The organism is Isoptericola sediminis (genome assembly GCF_013085345.1).
In the GTDB taxonomy this organism is placed as follows: domain Bacteria; phylum Actinomycetota; class Actinomycetes; order Actinomycetales; family Cellulomonadaceae; genus Isoptericola; species Isoptericola sediminis.
The window spans coordinates 64448-80359 of the sequence record NZ_JABFAJ010000005.1 but is presented as its reverse complement, the minus strand read 5'-3'; the positions used below and the strand labels follow the sequence as shown (position 1 = coordinate 80359).

Annotated in this window: 15 protein-coding genes; 10 read left to right on the top strand and 5 right to left on the bottom strand. The window is 72.8% G+C overall.

Annotated elements, in window-relative coordinates:
• Nucleotide 1 precedes the first annotated feature (1 nt).
• From HLI28_RS03160 to HLI28_RS03135, 6 genes are read left to right on the top strand one after another with little or no spacing between them, the layout of a single operon-like run.
• Nucleotides 2-2074, top strand: coding sequence for an ATP-binding protein (locus HLI28_RS03160; protein ID WP_171246045.1), 2073 nt, complete (start codon nt 2-4; stop codon nt 2072-2074).
• Entirely contained in the window at nt 2071-3240 is a 1170-nt protein-coding gene (locus HLI28_RS03155; protein ID WP_171246044.1) for an acyl-CoA dehydrogenase family protein, read from the top strand. Before HLI28_RS03160 ends, HLI28_RS03155 begins: the two co-directional genes overlap by 4 nt.
• Nucleotides 3241-3267: 27 nt before the next feature.
• Nucleotides 3268-3762: a MaoC family dehydratase gene (locus tag HLI28_RS03150; RefSeq protein ID WP_171246043.1), complete on the top strand. Its 495-nt coding sequence runs from the start codon at nt 3268-3270 to the stop codon at nt 3760-3762.
• The gene (locus tag HLI28_RS03145; RefSeq protein WP_171246042.1) at nt 3759-4616 is read left to right on the top strand and encodes an aldolase/citrate lyase family protein; all 858 of its coding nucleotides are present in this window, start codon (nt 3759-3761) and stop codon (nt 4614-4616) included. The genes HLI28_RS03150 and HLI28_RS03145 overlap by 4 nt, the downstream gene beginning before the upstream one ends.
• A 51-nt stretch (nt 4617-4667) precedes the next feature.
• Nucleotides 4668-5267, top strand: a complete 600-nt coding sequence (locus HLI28_RS03140) for a thymidine kinase (protein WP_304602592.1) — start codon at nt 4668-4670, stop codon at nt 5265-5267.
• Nucleotides 5268-5280: 13 nt separating this feature from the next.
• Nucleotides 5281-5997 (top strand): ThuA domain-containing protein, encoded by a 717-nt coding sequence (locus tag HLI28_RS03135; RefSeq protein ID WP_171246041.1) that lies wholly within the window; start codon nt 5281-5283, stop codon nt 5995-5997.
• A gap of 13 nt (nt 5998-6010) precedes the next feature.
• On the opposite strand, the gene HLI28_RS03130 is transcribed toward HLI28_RS03135, so the two are convergent.
• From HLI28_RS03130 to HLI28_RS03120, 3 genes are all read right to left on the bottom strand, one after another.
• Nucleotides 6011-6685 (bottom strand): AIM24 family protein, encoded by a 675-nt coding sequence (locus HLI28_RS03130; RefSeq protein WP_171246040.1) that lies wholly within the window; start codon nt 6683-6685, stop codon nt 6011-6013.
• Nucleotides 6686-6752: 67 nt separating this feature from the next.
• On the bottom strand, nt 6753-7238 hold the full coding sequence (locus tag HLI28_RS03125; protein WP_343035602.1) for a tRNA (cytidine(34)-2'-O)-methyltransferase: 486 nt from the start codon (nt 7236-7238) through the stop codon (nt 6753-6755).
• Nucleotides 7239-7291: 53 nt separating this feature from the next.
• Entirely contained in the window at nt 7292-7696 is a 405-nt protein-coding gene (locus HLI28_RS03120) for a MerR family transcriptional regulator (RefSeq protein ID WP_246246351.1), read from the bottom strand.
• A gap of 53 nt (nt 7697-7749) precedes the next feature.
• Here HLI28_RS03120 and HLI28_RS03115 point away from each other — a divergent pair, with 53 nt between their 5' ends.
• From HLI28_RS03115 to HLI28_RS03105, 3 genes are read left to right on the top strand one after another with little or no spacing between them, the layout of a single operon-like run.
• On the top strand, nt 7750-8730 hold the full coding sequence (locus HLI28_RS03115) for an oxidoreductase (protein ID WP_171246038.1): 981 nt from the start codon (nt 7750-7752) through the stop codon (nt 8728-8730).
• A 47-nt stretch (nt 8731-8777) separates the two neighbouring features.
• Nucleotides 8778-9887: an alcohol dehydrogenase family protein gene (locus HLI28_RS03110; protein WP_246246335.1), complete on the top strand. Its 1110-nt coding sequence runs from the start codon at nt 8778-8780 to the stop codon at nt 9885-9887.
• Nucleotides 9877-10935, top strand: a complete 1059-nt coding sequence (locus HLI28_RS03105; RefSeq protein ID WP_171246037.1) for a proline racemase family protein — start codon at nt 9877-9879, stop codon at nt 10933-10935. The genes HLI28_RS03110 and HLI28_RS03105 overlap by 11 nt, the downstream gene beginning before the upstream one ends.
• A gap of 24 nt (nt 10936-10959) precedes the next feature.
• On the opposite strand, the gene HLI28_RS03100 is transcribed toward HLI28_RS03105, so the two are convergent.
• Nucleotides 10960-12234 (bottom strand): cation:proton antiporter domain-containing protein, encoded by a 1275-nt coding sequence (locus HLI28_RS03100; protein ID WP_171246036.1) that lies wholly within the window; start codon nt 12232-12234, stop codon nt 10960-10962.
• Between the two features lie 124 nt (nt 12235-12358).
• The gene (locus tag HLI28_RS03095; RefSeq protein ID WP_171246035.1) at nt 12359-14275 is read right to left on the bottom strand and encodes a phosphoenolpyruvate carboxykinase (GTP); all 1917 of its coding nucleotides are present in this window, start codon (nt 14273-14275) and stop codon (nt 12359-12361) included.
• 127 nt (nt 14276-14402) lie between these two features.
• Here HLI28_RS03095 and HLI28_RS03090 point away from each other — a divergent pair, with 127 nt between their 5' ends.
• Nucleotides 14403-15887, top strand: coding sequence for an XRE family transcriptional regulator (locus HLI28_RS03090; RefSeq protein ID WP_171246034.1), 1485 nt, complete (start codon nt 14403-14405; stop codon nt 15885-15887).
• Nucleotides 15888-15912: the final 25 nt, after the last annotated feature.

The window sequence follows — 15912 nt, the reverse complement described above, 5'->3', positions numbered from 1 at the left end:
CGTGTTCACCAGAGTGCTCGTGGCCAACCGCGGCGAGATCGCCTGCCGCGTCATCGCCACCCTGCGCCGGCTCGGCATCCGCTCCGTGGCCGTGCACACCCCCGTCGACGCCGACGCACGGCACGTGCGCGAGGCCGACGAGGCGGTGCTGCTGGCCGGGGACGGGCCGGGCGGCTACCTCGACGCCGACGCCGTGGTGGCGGCCGCCCTCGCGGCCGGTGCCGAGGCGATCCATCCCGGGTACGGCTTCCTGTCGGAGAACCCGGCGCTGGCGCGCGCCTGCGACGCCGCCGGGATCGTCTTCGTCGGACCGCCCGTGCGCGCGATCGAGACCATGGCGGACAAGGTCGCCGCCAAGCGTCTCGTCGCCCAGCACGAGGTACCGGTGCTCCCCGGCACCCTCGACTCCTCGCTGCCCGACGACGCCCTCGTCGCCGCGGCCGAGGACGTCGGGTTCCCGCTGCTCGTGAAGCCCGTCGCCGGTGGTGGGGGCAAGGGCATGGTCGTGGTGCGCGACGCCGCGGCGCTGCCCGACGCGCTCGCCTCGGCCCGGCGCGTGGCGAGGTCCGCGTTCGGCGACGACGGCCTGCTGCTCGAACGGCTCGTGGACACCCCGCGACACGTCGAGGTGCAGGTGCTCGCGGACACCGCGGGCACCGTCGTGCACCTCGGCGAGCGCGAGTGCACCCTGCAGCGCCGCCACCAGAAGATCGTCGAGGAGGCGCCGTCACCGGCGCTGGACGACGCCGCCCGCGACCGGATGGGGCAGGCCGCCTGCGAGGTGGCCCGCTCGGTCGGGTACGTGGGCGTCGGCACCGTGGAGTTCCTGGTGCCGGCCGAGGCGCCGGACGACTTCTCGTTCATCGAGATGAACACCCGTCTGCAGGTGGAGCACCCGGTGACGGAGATGGTCACCGGCCACGACCTCGTCGAGGCCCAGCTCCGCGTCGCCGCGGGGGAGAAGCTGTGGTTCGCCCAGGACGACGTGCACCTGACCGGGCACGCGATCGAGGCGCGGATCTACGCCGAAGCCCCGGCACGCGACTTCCTGCCCTCGGTCGGGGACGTGCTCCTGCTCGACGACGCCGGGGCGGCACCCGGGCCGACCGCGTTCCCGCTGCGCCTGGACGCCGGCGTCGAGACCGGGGACGCCGTCACCGGGTACTTCGACCCGATGATCGCCAAGGCCGTCGCCCACGGGACCGACCGGGACGAGGCGCTGTCCCGCCTGGACGGGCTGCTGTCCCGGCTGACCGTGCTCGGCGTCGAGACCAACACCGGGTTCCTGCGCGACCTGCTGGCCGACCCCGACGTGCGGTCCGGTCGCATGGACACGGGGCTCGTGGACCGGTTCACCGCCGGTCTCGCCGAGCGGTCCGCCGCCGCGGCGGACGGCCCGCCGGACGCCGGGGCCGTGGTCGCGGCGCTGCTCACCGGCACGTCGCCGCAGCCCGCCGGCGGTCCCACCGACCCGTGGGCGGCCGACGGCTGGCGCCTCAACGCCGCGCCGGCGCCCCGCCGGGTCGGCCTGCGCGGACCCGGCGGCACGGAGGCGGACCTCGACGTCACCGGCGGCCGGCACGCCGCGACGGTCGTGCCCGTCGGCGGCGAGCCCGTCGCGGCCGCGCTGCGACCCGCCGGTGGCTCGTCGCACCGCTGGCTGCTGACCACGGACGGACGGACCCGGCCGGTGTCGGCCGTGGTGACCCCCGCCGGCGACGACACCGTCGTCTGGGTGTCCGTCGACGGCGACACCGCCCTCTACACGGTGGTCGACCGCTCCTCGCGGGCGTCGTCGCGCCGCCAGGAGCGGGCCGCGGCGGCAGCCGCGGCCGGCGCCCCCGCCGCGGTGGGGCCGGTCGAGCTCCGGGCGCAGATGCCCGGCACCGTCACGGCCACCCACCCCGCAGGCCCCGTCGACGCCGGCGCACCCGTCGTCGTCGTCGAGGCCATGAAGATGGAACACCCCCTCACCGCACCGGCCGCAGGGACCCTGCGCGTCCTGGTGAACACGGGCGACCAGGTCCGCCTCGACCAGGTGGTCGCCGTCGTCGAACGCGAAGGAGCGTCATGATCCACGAGACCTCGTCCACCGCACTGACCGACCGTCAGCGCAAGCTCAGCCAGACCGTCCGCGAGTTCGCCGACGAGGTCGTCGCTCCGGCGGCGTACCAGTACGACACCGAGCGCCGTCTGCCGATCGAGATCATCCACCAGATGGGTGAGATGGGTCTGTTCGGGCTGCCGTTCCCCACCGAGGTCGGCGGGCAGGGCGAGGACTACGTCTCCCTGTGCCTCGCCGTCGAGGCGCTCGCCCGGGTCGACCAGTCCATCGCGGTGACCCTCGAGGCCGGCGTCGGGCTCGGCATCATGCCGATCTTCCGGCACGGCACCGACGCCCAGCGCGAGGAGTGGCTGCCCGACCTCGTCACCGGCAAGACGCTGGGCGCCTTCGGGCTCACCGAGGCCGGTGCCGGCTCCGACGCGGGGGCGACCCGCACCACGGCCCGGCTCGACGGCGACGAGTGGGTCATCGACGGGTCCAAGCAGTTCATCACGAACTCCGGCACGCCGATCACGAGCCTGATCACCATCACGGCGGTCACCGACCGGCACGAGGACGGCAGCCCCGAGCTGTCCACGATCCTCGTCCCCTCCGGCACGCCCGGGCTGACGGTCGGGGAGAGCTACGACAAGGTCGGCTGGCACACCTCCGACACCCACCCCCTGACGCTCGAGGGCGTGCGGGTGCCGAGGACCAACCTGCTCGGCGAGCGCGGGCGCGGGTACGCGAACTTCCTGCGGGCGCTCGACGAGGGCCGCATCGCGTTCGCCGCGCTCGCCACCGGTGCCGCCCAGGGCTGCCTCGAGGAGGCCGTGCGCTACGCGAAGGAGCGCGAGGTGTTCGGCCACTCCATCGGCCGGCACCAGCACGTCGCCTTCACCATCGCCCGGATGCAGGCCCGCGTGCAGGCCGCCCGGCTGTGCTGGCTCGACGCCGCGCAGAAGATGATCCACGGCAAGCCGTTCAAGGCCGAGGCCTCCGTGGCCAAGCTGACCTCCGGCGAGGCGGCGATGGCGAACGCCCGCGACGCCTCCCAGATCTTCGGCGGGTACGGGTTCCTCAACGAGAACCCGGTCGCGCGGCACTACCGCGACGCCAAGGTGCTGGAGGTCGGCGAGGGCACCACCGAGGTGCAGCTGATGATCATCGCCCGCGACCTGGGCTTCACGGCCTGACCGCGGCACGGGAGTCGAGGAGGAACGATGCGTGAGGAGACCCAGCGCGGGTTCTATTACGACGAGCTCGAGGAGGACGTCCGCTACGTCCACCGGCCCGGACGCACCATGACCGAGGCCGACGACGTGCTGTTCACCTCGGCGACGATGAACCCGCAGGCTCTCCACCTCGACGCCGCGTGGGCCGCCACGCAGCCGTTCGGGAAGCCGTTGGTCAACTCGATGCTCACCCTGGCCACGCTCGTCGGGCTGTCCGTGGCGCACCTGACCCGGGGCACGATCGTCGCGAACCTCGGGTTCAGCGACATCCGGTTCCCGGCGCCGATGTTCCACGGGGACACGCTGTACGGCGAGACCGTGATGACGGGACGGCGCCTCTCGTCGTCGCGCCCCGGTCAGGGCATCGTCACGCTGGAGCACACCGGGCGGAACCAGGACGACGCCGTCGTCGCGGTCGCCACCCGGTCGGTGCTCATGTGGACCAAGGACGGTCACGCCGACCTCGGCCGGGAGGGATCGTGACTCCCCGGCCGTTCACCCTCGGGCCGGCGCTGCTCTTCTGCCCCGCCGACCGCCCCGACCGGTTCGCCAAGGCCGCCGACCGGGCCGACGCCGTCATCCTCGACCTGGAGGACGGCGTCGACCCGGCGGCCCGCGCCGAGGCGCGCCGGGCGGTGCGCGGCACGCCGCTCGACCCGGCCCGCACGATCGTGCGGGTCAACCCGGTCGGGACCGAGGACCACCAGCGTGACCTGGACGCGCTGGCCGACACCGACTACACCGTGCTGATGCTCCCCAAGGCCGACGGCCGGTACGTCGGTCCGCTGCTGCGGCACGACGGGTCTCCGTACGCGATCGTGGCGCTGTGCGAGACGGCGGCCGGGGTGCTCGCCGCACCGGCCCTCGCCGCCCGTCCCGACGTCGTCGCGCTGGCGTGGGGTGCCGAGGACCTCGTCGCCTCCCTCGGCGGCACCGCCAGCCGTCGTGACGACGGCACCTACCGGGACGTGGCCCGGTACGCCCGGTCCGCGGTGCTGCTGGCTGCCGGGGCCGCCGGCAAGGCCGCGATCGACGCCGTCCACCTCGACCTGGAGGACCTGGACGGTGTGCGGGACGAGGCCGTCGACGCCGTCGCCGTCGGCTTCTCCGCGACGCTGTGCATCCACCCGTCCCACGCCGCGGTGGTCCGGACGGCGTACGCGCCCACCCCGGAGCAGGTCGAGCACGCGCGGGCCGTCCTCGCGGCCGCCGCCGGACCGGGGTCGACCGGCAGCGGTGCGGCGCGGTTCGACGGGCAGATGATCGACGCCCCGCTGCTGCGGCACGCCGAGGCGGTGCTGGCCCGTGCGGCCGAGCCCGTCCTCGACGACCGTTAGGGTGCTGTGCGGCGGGGACCCGGCCCGCCGTCCAGGACGGGAGGTGCCTCGGTGGAGCTGTCGCTGGTGCTCGGCCCGATGAAGTCCGGCAAGTCGCTCGACCTCATCGCGCAGATGGCACCGCTGGCGTACTCGCGGCTCAGCTGTGCGGTGGTGCAGTCGTCGCGGCACGTGCGCGACGACAAGATCGTGTCGCGCACGGGGGCGTCGGTGCCGACGATCAAGCTCGACACCCTCGAGCCGCTGCTGCACAGCACCGAGGACGTCGTCGCGATCGACGAGGTCCACATGTTCACCCCGGCGGACGTCCGCGTCGTCGAGGAGCTCGTGCTGCGCGGCACCCGCGTGCTGGCGTGCGGCATCGACCTGGACCACCGGGGCGAGCTGTTCGCCACGATCCGGGCCCTGCTGGAGCTCGGACCCACCGACGTGCGCTACCGGCGGGCGGTGTGCGACCGCTGCCAGGACCTGCACGCCGCGTTCACCCAGGTGCTGCGCAACGGCGTGCCGTTCCTCGAGCCGCTGGGGGCCTCCGAGCCCCTGCCGGACGACGGCACCTTCACCTACGAGGCGCTGTGCCGGCGCTGCTTCGTGCTGCCCGAGACGGCGATCATCACCGGTTCCACCGTGCCGCGCCCGACGCGTTCATGACACGATCGGGACCGTGAGCACGCGTGACACCAGCACCCACCAGGTCCTGATCCTCGCCGGCCGCGGCCGCTACGAGGACCCGTGGCACGACCACGCCGCCACGAGCCATCGCCTGGCCGAGGTGCTGGAGGACCTCACCGTGCACGACCGCTCGACCTCCGTGGTCGTGCGGTCGACCTTCCCGGACGCGCTCGACGACCTGGACGAGGTCGACCTGCTGGTCGTCAACTCGGGAACGTCCTGGCCGGGGTTCCTCGAGGCCGGTATCGGACCCGACGACGAGGCGTGGCGGCCGTTCCACCGGCGGCTCGGGGAATGGGCGCGCGACGGCGGGCGCATCCTGGCCGTGCACCAGGCGGCGAACACCTTCGCCGACTCCGAGGACTGGCGCGACCTGCTGGGCGGCCGGTGGATCCCGGGGGAGTCGTACCACCCGCCGTTCGGCCCGGCCGCGGTCCGGCTGGCCACCGGCGGGCACCCGATCGTGGCCGGTGCCGCGGAGACCGTCGAGCTGCAGGACGAGCGCTACTTCGGGCTGCGGGTCGCCCCGACGTCGCAGGTGCTGGGCTGGGTCCCCGACGACGACGGCGAGATGCAGCCGGTGGTCTGGGCGACCGAGGAGCACGGGGGACGCACGGTGTACAGCGGGCTGGGGCACGACGTGCGGGCCTACGACTCGCCGTCGTACCTGCGCCTGCTGCAGCGTGCGGCCACCTGGCTGCTGTCCTGACGGACGCCGGCGCTCAGCCGTTCTGGTTCGGCAGCGGGTGTCCCTCGGACGCCTGCACGACGACGAACCCCTGGCCGGACAGCCCGAGCTGGTAGGCCTCCCCGGAGCCGCGGCCGATGACGGCACCCATCTTCGCGGTCTTGCGCACCGAGCTGGTCAGGGAGGTCGACCAGAGCACGGCGGACTGCATGTCCACGAAGGTCGGCTCGTCCACGTTCAGCACGATCGGTGTGCCGTACGCGGTCACGGCCAGCGCGCCGGAGCCCGTGAACGTCGTGTTGAACAGCCCGCCGGTGAGCATCGAGGCTCCCTGGACACGGTTGATGTCCCAGGCCAGCGAGGACTCGAACGCCAGGATGTTGTCCCCGGAGACGGTGACGGACTCGTTCTCCAGGAACAGGACGAAGACCTCGTCGGCGTCCTGGGCGAGGAAGACGTCGCCGCGGCCGGAGACCTTCATGAGGGACATGCCCTCACCGGTGAAGGCCTTCTTGAAGAGCTTGCTCACGGATCCGCTGCCCTCGTAGGCGAAGTCGACGTCGCCCTGGTAGGCGACCATCGATCCCTGCTTGGCGTAGAAGAACCCGCCGGAGCCGGCGAGGTCGACCTTGAGCATCCGCGGGTTGGCGAGCTGGAACGAGCCGGGCTCGCCCTCGGGTTCGGTGTGCTGGAACAGGTGGGAGCGCATGGCCCCATCGTGGCGGCTCGTGCCGCCGTTCGCGGGGTGGGCGCGCGGTGCGCGCCCGACGTGCCGGTCAGGCTCCGTCGAACCCCCGCTGGCGCCACGCCTCGTAGACGGCGATCGAGGCCGAGTTCGTGAGGTTGAGCGAGCGGCGTCCGGGCAGCATCGGGATCTTGAGCTGGTCGGTGACCCGCGGGTGCGCCAGCACCTCCTCGGGCAGACCCGTCGGCTCGGGGCCGAAGAGCAGCACGTCGCCGGTCTCGTACGCCACGTCCGTGTACGCCGTCGTCCCGCGCGTGGAGAACGCGAAGACGCGCGCGTCCGGCAGGGCGCCCAGGACGGCGTCCAGGCTCGGGTGCACCTCCATCACGGCCAGGTCGTGGTAGTCGAGACCGGCCCGCTTCAGCTTCGCCTCGGACAGGTCGAAGCCGAGCGGCTCGACCAGGTGCAGGCGCGCACCGGTCACCGCGGCGAGGCGGATCGCGGACCCGGTGTTCCCGGGGATGCGTGGCTCGAAGTAGACGACGTGGGCGAACGGGGGCTGGTCGGGTGCGGGCACGACGATGATTCTCCCACCGTGCGCCGCCGGTCCTCCCACCCCCGCGGGGAGCGCTACGGCGCCCCGGGCGGACGCTCGGCCAGACGGCGGCGGTAGGCGGCGACCTTGCCGTCGATCACCTCGCGGCACTCGGCGAGGGTGTCGATCTGCTCGGTCAGGGCGCGGGAGTGCGCCTCCATGAGCGCGATGCGCTCGTCCTCGTTGCCCTCCCCACCCCGGACCAGCCGTGCGTACTCGGCCATCCCGGCCACGGGCATCCCCGACGCGCGCAGGCGGGCGAGCAGCCGCAGCCACTCCACCGTCTCGGGTTCGTAGCGGCGTCGTCCCGACTCTGTACGGGGGATCTCCCGGGGGAACAGCCCGCGGGACTCGTACCAGCGCAGCGTGTGCGTGGACATGCCCACGGCGCGCGCCAGCTCGCCGATGCTGTAGCCCTCGGGCGACGGGGCCGTCGACATCTTCACCAGACCTCCTTGACTTCGAGCGAACTCTAAAGTCTATGTTCGTTCGTATGACCGACTCCACCCCGCACACCGCACGCCAGGAGCCGCTGGGCACGCCCTTCGGCTACCGATCCTCCGCCGACGACGTGCTGGCGGAGCACGACCTCACCGGGCGGCGAGCCGTCGTCACCGGCGGGTACTCCGGACTCGGCATCGAGACCGTCCGTGCGCTCACCGCCCGTGGTGCCACCGCCGTCGTCCCCGCCCGCCGTCCCGCGGCCGCGGCCGAGGCGCTCGCGGACGTCGACGGCGTCGAGGTGCACCCCCTGGACCTGTCCGACCTCGACTCCGTGGCGGCATTCGCCCGAGCGCTGCGCGAGGACGGCAGACCGGTCGACCTCCTGATCAACGCGGCCGCCGTCATGGCCACGCCCGAGGGCCGCACCGCCCAGGGCTGGGAGACGCAGTTCGGCACGAACCACCTCGGCCACTTCGCCCTCGTCGGGGGCGTCGCCCCGCTGCTGACGCCGGGCGCCCGCGTCGTGTCGTACTCCTCGATCGGTCACTTCCGGTCGCCGGTGCGGTTCGAGGACCTCGGTCTCGACGAGGAGGAGTACGACCCGTGGGTCGCCTACGGGCAGTCCAAGTCGGCCAACGCCCTCTTCGCCGTCGGGCTCGACGCGCGGGCCGACGCGGGGGTGCACGCGTACTCGGTCCACCCGGGCGGCATCATGACCGAGCTGCAGCGGCACATGTCCACGGAGGAGAAGACGGCACGCGGCTGGATCGACGCCGACGGCAACCCGAACCCGCTGTTCAAGACGCCGGCGCAGGGCGCGGCGACCGCGTTGTGGGCGGCGACCGCCCCCGAGCTGGAGTCACGGGGCGGCGTGTACTGCGAGGACTGCGACGTGGCCGCCCTCGTCGCCGACGACACGACGGACGTGCGGGCCGGTGGCGTCAAGCACTGGGCGGTCGACCCCGCAGCCGCCGACCGGCTCTGGGCGTTGTCGGTCGAGGCGACCGGCGTGGAGCCGTTCGCGTCCTGACCCCGGCCCACCAGGACGGTCGGGACCGGATGACCTAGTGTCGATGGATGGAGCCGATCCCGGACCGGATGAAGGCCGTTCAGCTCGTGGGGCACGGCGGGCTCGACCAGCTCGTCTACCGGGACGACGTGCCCACGCCGAGCCCGGGACCCGGGGAGGTCCTCCTCGACGTCCACGCCTGCGGGATGAACAACACCGACGTGTGGGTGCGCGAGGGCGCCTACGGCAGCGAGACCGACCCCGCCGAGGTCTCCACCTGGCGGCGAGGACGATCCACGCTCCGGTTCCCCCGCATCCAGGGAACGGACACCGTGGGCAGGATCGTCGCGGTCGGCGACGGGGTCCCCGCGGACCGTGTGGGCGAACGCGTCATGGTCGACTTCTCGATCTACAACCGGCCCGAGGGAGACGACTCCCTGGCCGACATCGACTACATCGGGCACGGCCGTGACGGCGGGTACGCCGAGTACCAGACGGTGCCGGCCGAGAACGCGTACGAGATCACCCGCGACATCAGTGACGCGGGGCTCGCCACCTTCTGCTGCGCCTACCTCACCGCCGAGCAGATGCTGGACCGGGCCCGGCTCGCCGAGGGCGAGCGCATCCTGGTCACCGGGGCCTCCGGCGGGGTCGGGTCCGCGATCGTGCAGCTCGCCCGGGTCCGCGGCGCCGTCCCCTACGCGGTGACGAGCAGCGGCAAGGAGGAGGCGCTGCGCGGGATCGGTGCCGAGGACGTCGTCCTGCGGGACGGCGACGACCTGGTCAGCGAGGTCGCCCGCGTCGTGGACGGGCCCGTCGACGTCGTCGCGGACCTGGTGGGCGGGCACATGTTCAACGACCTGCTGCGCATCCTGCGGCCGGAGGGCCGGTACACGACGGCCGGGGCGATCGGCGGGCCGGTGGTGAACCTGGACCTGCGCACCATGTACCTCAAGCAGCTCGAGCTGCACGGGTCCTCGCAGGGCACGCGCACGGCGTTCCGCCGCCTGCGGCGCTACATCGAGGACGGCGACATCAGGCCGCTGCTGGACCGGACGTTCCGGCTGTCCGACTTCCACGAGGCGCAGCGCACGTTCATGAGCAAGACCTACATCGGCAAGCTGGTCGTGGTCCCGGACCGGCACTGGGAGGACGTGGGAGCTCCCCATGCACCGTGAACGCACGCTGCACCTGATCGACACCCAGTCCGGCGGCGACGTCAGCCGGATCGTGACCGCCGGCGTCGAACCCCTGCAGGGCACGACCGTGCTGGAGAAGGCCCGGTACCTGCAGCGTGAGGGGGACGGGCTGCGGCGGCTGCTGCTGTCCGAGCCGTACGGGGACCCGGCGATGTCGGTGGACCTCATCGTCGAGCCGAGCCACCCCGAGGCGCAGGCCGGCTACATCATCATGGAGGCGATGGGGTACCCCCTCTACTCGGGGTCCAACACGATCTGCACGGCGACGGCGCTGCTCAGCAGCGGCATGATCCCGATGGTCGAGGGCACCCAGAGCGTCGTGCTGGAGTCGCCGGCGGGGCTGGCCCGCGTGACGGCACACAACCAGGGCGGGCGGGTCCGGTCCATCACCACGCAGGGCGAACCCGCGTACGTGGCCGACGAGGGCCTGTCGGTCGATGTCCCGCGCTACGGCCGCGTCGAGTTCGACCTCGTGTGGTCCGGGGCGTACTACGCCCTCATCGACGCCGCCCGGTACGGGTTCACCATCGACCGCGAGAGCCAGATCGCGCTGACGGCGTTCGGGGACGCCTTCGTGCGCGCGGCACGCCCGGGCCTGCGTGAGGAGCACCCGGAGCTCGGCCACGTCGGGCCGCTGCCCTTCGCCCACTTCATGGGGCCTGTCCAGCAGATCGGCGAGGGGCGGTACGAGTCGCCGTCGGCCACCTACGTGCACCCCGGCGTGCTCTGCCGCAGCCCGACGGGGACCGGCACCTCGGCGCGCCTGGCACTGATGGCCCGTCGCGGGCAGATCGCGGAGGGCGAGTCGCTCGAGACGATCTCGCCGCGCGGCAACAGGTTCGTCGGTACCGTGCTGGAGGACACCCAGGTCGGTGAGTTCGGGGCTCTGCACTCGACGATCACCGGCGGGGCCAAGCTGCTGGCGCACTCGCAGATCACCGTCGACCTCGACGACCCGCTGGTGGACGCGTCCGACCTGGAGCACGTGCTGGTCGCCCAGGCACCCGTGCCGCCGGAGGCCTACTGACGGGACGGCGGCGTCGGTGCGGCGTCAGCGTCCGTGGCCGACCCGTCCGTGCGGCGGTCCGAGCTTGCTCGACCGCCCGTGCACATGCATCTCGTCCAGCATCCCGTACCGGGCGGCGACGGGGCCGGCCGAGGCGCCGTGGAGCAGGACGGAGAGCACCACGGTCGTGGTGATCGTCGCGACGGCCGACAGCACGGGTTCGGACTCGCCGAGACTCTCGACCGCCAGGAGGGCGAACACCACCGAGGCGAGCCCCCGCGGGCCGAACCAGCCGAGGAACAGCACGTCCCGGGAGGCCAGGCCGGTGCCCGTCATCGCCAGCACCACCGGGAGCATCCGCACGACGGTGAGGCTCAGCAGGGCGTAGCCGACCGTGGCGACGCTCAGCTGCTCGATCGCGATCGGCACCAGCGCCGCGCCGAACAGGAACCACACCACGAAGGTCATGAGCTCCCCGCCCAGCTCGGTCAGCTCGGTGAGCTCGTGCTCGTCGCCCTGCTCGCGGTCGACGACCAGACCGAAGACCAGGCCCCCGACGAAGGCGGCCACGAACCCGTTGCCGGAGACGGAGAGCGACACGGCGAAGGCCCCGACCCCGGTGGCCAGGGTCCCGATCGGCAGCGCACCGGGTTCGGCCCACCCGCGCCGGGCGGACAGGGTCACGCCCCAGGCGCCGAGCACACCGACGCCCCCGCCGACGGCCACCCCCAGGCCGAGCTCCAGCAGCGCACCGGCCACTCCCGTGCGTTCCAGCGATCCCACGCCCAGCGTGATGCCTGCCAGGGCGATCGCGAGCGTCACCACGGGGGTGACCACGCCGTCGTTGAGGCCGGACTCGACGTTGACGGCGACGCGCAGGCGACCGGGCACCCGCCGGTCGCCGATCACCTGGGCGCTGAGCGCGGCGTCGGTCGGAGCCAGCGCCGCCGCCACGAGCAGCGCCAGCTCCCACGGCAGGTCGGCCAGGATCAGTACCGCGGCCCCGAACCCGAGCAGCAGGGTGAGCGGGAACCCGACGAGGAGCAGCCGCAGCGGCAACGTCGCGTTGCGGCGCAGGTTGCGCAGGTTGATGCGGGCGGCGTCGGCGAACAGCACGAGGGCCAGCGTGATCTCGGCGAGGGTGTGGACCGACGCCGTCTCGATGTTCACCGGGAACGGCCCCCAGGCGTCGTTGGCCAGCAGGGCCCCGGCGGCGACGAAGACGAGCGGCCCGGTCACCTCCCGGCGCTGCAGGGCGCCCGAGACGAGCGCCCAGGCGAGGACCAGGACGGCGAAGGGGGCGAGTACCTCGATTCCCATGGGATCGATCGTGGCAGGAGCGCCGCCGGTCCGCCGTCCGACGTACGGCGACGAGCGTGCTCAGTTCGTACGCCATCGTGACGGATGGTGTACGAAGTGAGCACGCTCGTTGGTCTCTCCGGGGTCAGCGCAGGCGGCCGCGCAGGCGCTCGAGCTGCGTCGTCATCTCCTCCGGCAGGTGGTCCCCGAAGCGGGCGAAGAACTCCTCGGTGAGGTCGGTCTCGGCGAGCCACGCCTCCGTGGGGACGTCGAACAGGGCCGCCATCTCCTCGTCGCTCAGGTCCAGGCCGTTCGTGTCGAGCGCACCGGGCGCCGGGAGCAGCCCCAGCGGCGACGTGACCGCCCCGCTGTCGGTCCGCACGCGGCGGGACCGGTCGATCTGGCCGGCGATCCACTTGATGACGCGGGAGTTCTCGCCGAACCCGGGCCAGATGAAACGGCCGTCGGCGTCCTTGCGGAACCAGTTGACCTGGAAGATCTTCGGACGGTGCTCCGCAGCCAGTCCTGCGCCGACCTCCAGCCAGTGGCCCCAGTGGTCGGCCATGTTGTAGCCGCAGAACGGCAGCATGGCGAACGGGTCGCGGCGCAGCTCGCCGACGGCCCCCTCGGCCGCGGCGGTCCGCTCCGAACTGATGGTGGCACCCATGAACACGCCGTGGTCCCAGCTCGTGGCCTGGGTGACCAGCGGCACGTTCGACGCACGACGGCCGCCGAAGATGATGGCGTCGACGGGGACCCCGGCCGGGTCCTCCCAGCCGTCGGCGATCGTCGGGCACTGCGCGGCCGCGACGGTGAACCGGGAGTTCGGGTGGGCCGCCGGGTGGTCGGAGTCCGGCGTCCAGTCGTTGCCCTGCCAGTCGATCAGGTGCGCCGGGGGTTCGGCGGTCAGGCCTTCCCACCAGACGTCGCCGTCGTCGGTCAGAGCCACGTTCGTGAAGATGACGTCGTGCGTCAGCGTCTCGATCGCGGTCGGGTTCGTGTCCACACCGGTGCCGGGCGCGACCCCGAAGAAGCCGGCCTCGGGGTTGATCGCGCGCAGCGTGCCGTCGGGGCCGGGACGCATCCAGACGATGTCGTCGCCGAGGGTCTCGACCGTCCAGCCGGGGACCGTCGGCTGCAGCATCGCGAGGTTGGTCTTGCCGCAGGCGCTGGGGAACGCGGCGGCGAGGTGGTACTGCCGCTGCTCGGGGGAGGTGACCCGGATGAGCAGCATGTGCTCGGCCAGCCAGCCCTCGTCGCGCGCCATCGCGGAGGCGATGCGCAGCGCGAAGCACTTCTTGCCGAGCAGCGCGTTGCCGCCGTAGCCGGAGCCGTAGGACCAGATCTCCCGGCTCTCGGGGTAGTGGACGATGTACTTGGTGTCGTTGCACGGCCAGGCGACGTCCTCCTCGCCCTCGGCCAGGGGTGCGCCCACCGAGTGCACGGCGGGCACCCACTGCTGACCGGCGTCGATCAGGTCGACGACCCGGGGCGAGACGCGGGTCATCACGTGCATCGAGACGACGACGTACGGCGAGTCGGTGACCTCGACGCCGACCTGGGAGATCGGGCCGCCCACGGGTCCCATGGAGAACGGCACGACGTACATCGTGCGGCCCCGCATCGAGCCCTCGAAGACGCCGTCGAGCTCGTCGCGCATGCTGGCCGGGTCGCACCAGTTGTTGGTGGGGCCCGCGTCCTCCTCGCGCTCGGAGCAGATGAAGGTCCGGGACTCGACCCGGGCGACGTCGGACGGGTTCGACCGGGCGAGGTAGGAGTTCGGGCGCTTGTCCTCGGCAAGCTTCACGAGGGTGCCCGTCTCGACCATCTCGTCGATCAGACGCTGCTTCTCCGCGGCGGAGCCGTCGCACCAGACGATCTCGTCGGGCTGCGTGAGCGCGGCGATCTCGTCGACCCACGCGCGCACGTCCCGCGGAGACGTCCGGCCTGCCGATCCCGTGTCGGTCGCGGTGAGGCCGAAGCCGTCGGTGCGGTCGAGGACGTCCGGGGTGAGCTCGGCGAGGGCCAGCCGGGTCCGGCGGGGGTTCGCGGTGAAGGTCATGGCTGCTCCGTCCGTCGGGTGTGCCCGCCGGTACGACGGGCTCCTGTTCACAGTCTCCTCCTGGTCAGGCGGTCTTTGGTGCCGTCGACGCTATGAAGATCGACCGATCTTCACGTAGCGTGAAGGGATGACCGCCGAACCGACGTCGGAGGCCCCGGACCTGATCACCCTGGGGCGCCGCATCCGCCACGCCCGGACGTCCCGCGGGCTCACGCTCGAGGCCCTGGGGCGTCAGGTGGAGTCCGCCCCGAGCCTGCTCTCGCTCGTCGAGAACGGGCGGCGCGAACCCCGGCTGTCCCTGCTGCGGGCGATCGCCGAGGCCCTCGAGGTGCCGTTGACGGACCTGCTCGCCGACGAGCCGCCGTCGCGTCGCGCCGCGCTGGAGATCGCGCTCGAGCGTGCGCAGCGCGGGCCGCTGTTCGGCGCGCTCGGGCTCCCGGCCGTGAAACCGAGCCAGCGGCTGCCCGTGCCGGTGCTCGAGCACCTCGTGGGGCTGCACGACGAGCTGGCGCGCCGCGAGGAGGAGGCGATCGCGACGCCGGAAGAGGCGCGGCGGGCCAACACCGTGCTGCGTCGGGAGCGTCAGGATCGCGACAACCACCTGCCCGAGATCGAGGCCCTGGCCGAGGACATGACCCGCCGGGCCGGCTACGGCGGCGGCGCGCTGACGCACCGCACGGTCGCCCAGATGGCGGGCGAGCTGGGGCTGACCATCCTGCACGTGGACGACCTGCCGCGCTCGGCCCGGTCGGTGACCGACTGGAAGAACGGACGCATCTACCTGCCGCCGGCGTCGATCCCCGGTGGGCACGGGCTGCGCTCCCTGGCCCTGCAGGCCATCGCTCACCGTGTGCTGGGCCACGAACGGCCGCGCTCGTACGCGGACTTCCTGCGCCAGCGCGTCGAGATCACCTACTTCGCCGCGGCGTGCCTCATGCCGGAGACGACGGCCGTCAGCTTCCTGGAGCAGCACAAGCGGGCCAAGGACCTGGCGGTGGAGGACTTCCGGGACTCGTTCGGCGTCACCCACGAGGCTGCCGCGATGCGGCTGACCAACCTCGCCACGGTGCATCTGGGCATTCCCCTGCACTTCCTGCGCGTCGGGGACGACGGCGCCCTGTTCCGTGGCTACCAGAACGACGGGCTGCCGTTGCCGCAGGACGTGACCGGCGCGATCGAGGGGCAGCTCGTCTGCCGGCGCTGGCCCGCGCGGGAGGCGTTCACGCGGCGTGACCGGGCGACCGAGTCCTACCAGTACACGGACACCCCGGCGGGGACCTTCTGGGACTCGGTGCAGACCGGGACGGCGGCCGACGGAAGCCAGTTCTCCATCACCGTCGGGGTGCCGTACGCCCACGCCAAGTGGTTTCGCGGCCGGGACACGCGGGTGCGGCGCACGTCGACCTGCCCGGATCCGGCGTGCTGCCGACGGCCCCCCGAGGACCTGGCGCAGCGGTGGGAGCGTGCGTCGTGGCCGAGCGCGCGCATGCATCAGCAGGTCCTCGCCGCACTGCCCCGGGGGGTGTTCCCGGGCGTGGACGACACCGACGTGTACCGGTTCCTCGAACGGCACGCCCCCGACCCCGACCAGGACGCCGACCCGTCCCCCTGAGCCGGGTCGGCACCGGGCCCGGACC

Coding starts and splice junctions, on each gene's coding strand:
- HLI28_RS03155 (WP_171246044.1), top strand. CDS start 2,071: ATGATCCACGAGACCTCGTCCACCGCACTGACCGACCGTCAGCGCAAG.
- HLI28_RS03150 (WP_171246043.1), top strand. CDS start 3,268: ATGCGTGAGGAGACCCAGCGCGGGTTCTATTACGACGAGCTCGAGGAG.
- HLI28_RS03130 (WP_171246040.1), bottom strand. CDS start 6,685: ATGCGCTCCCACCTGTTCCAGCACACCGAACCCGAGGGCGAGCCCGGC.
- HLI28_RS03120 (WP_246246351.1), bottom strand. CDS start 7,696: ATGTCGACGGCCCCGTCGCCCGAGGGCTACAGCATCGGCGAGCTGGCG.
- HLI28_RS03115 (WP_171246038.1), top strand. CDS start 7,750: ATGACCGACTCCACCCCGCACACCGCACGCCAGGAGCCGCTGGGCACG.
- HLI28_RS03110 (WP_246246335.1), top strand. CDS start 8,778: ATGGAGCCGATCCCGGACCGGATGAAGGCCGTTCAGCTCGTGGGGCAC.
- HLI28_RS03105 (WP_171246037.1), top strand. CDS start 9,877: ATGCACCGTGAACGCACGCTGCACCTGATCGACACCCAGTCCGGCGGC.
- HLI28_RS03100 (WP_171246036.1), bottom strand. CDS start 12,234: ATGGGAATCGAGGTACTCGCCCCCTTCGCCGTCCTGGTCCTCGCCTGG.
- HLI28_RS03095 (WP_171246035.1), bottom strand. CDS start 14,275: ATGACCTTCACCGCGAACCCCCGCCGGACCCGGCTGGCCCTCGCCGAG.
- HLI28_RS03090 (WP_171246034.1), top strand. CDS start 14,403: ATGACCGCCGAACCGACGTCGGAGGCCCCGGACCTGATCACCCTGGGG.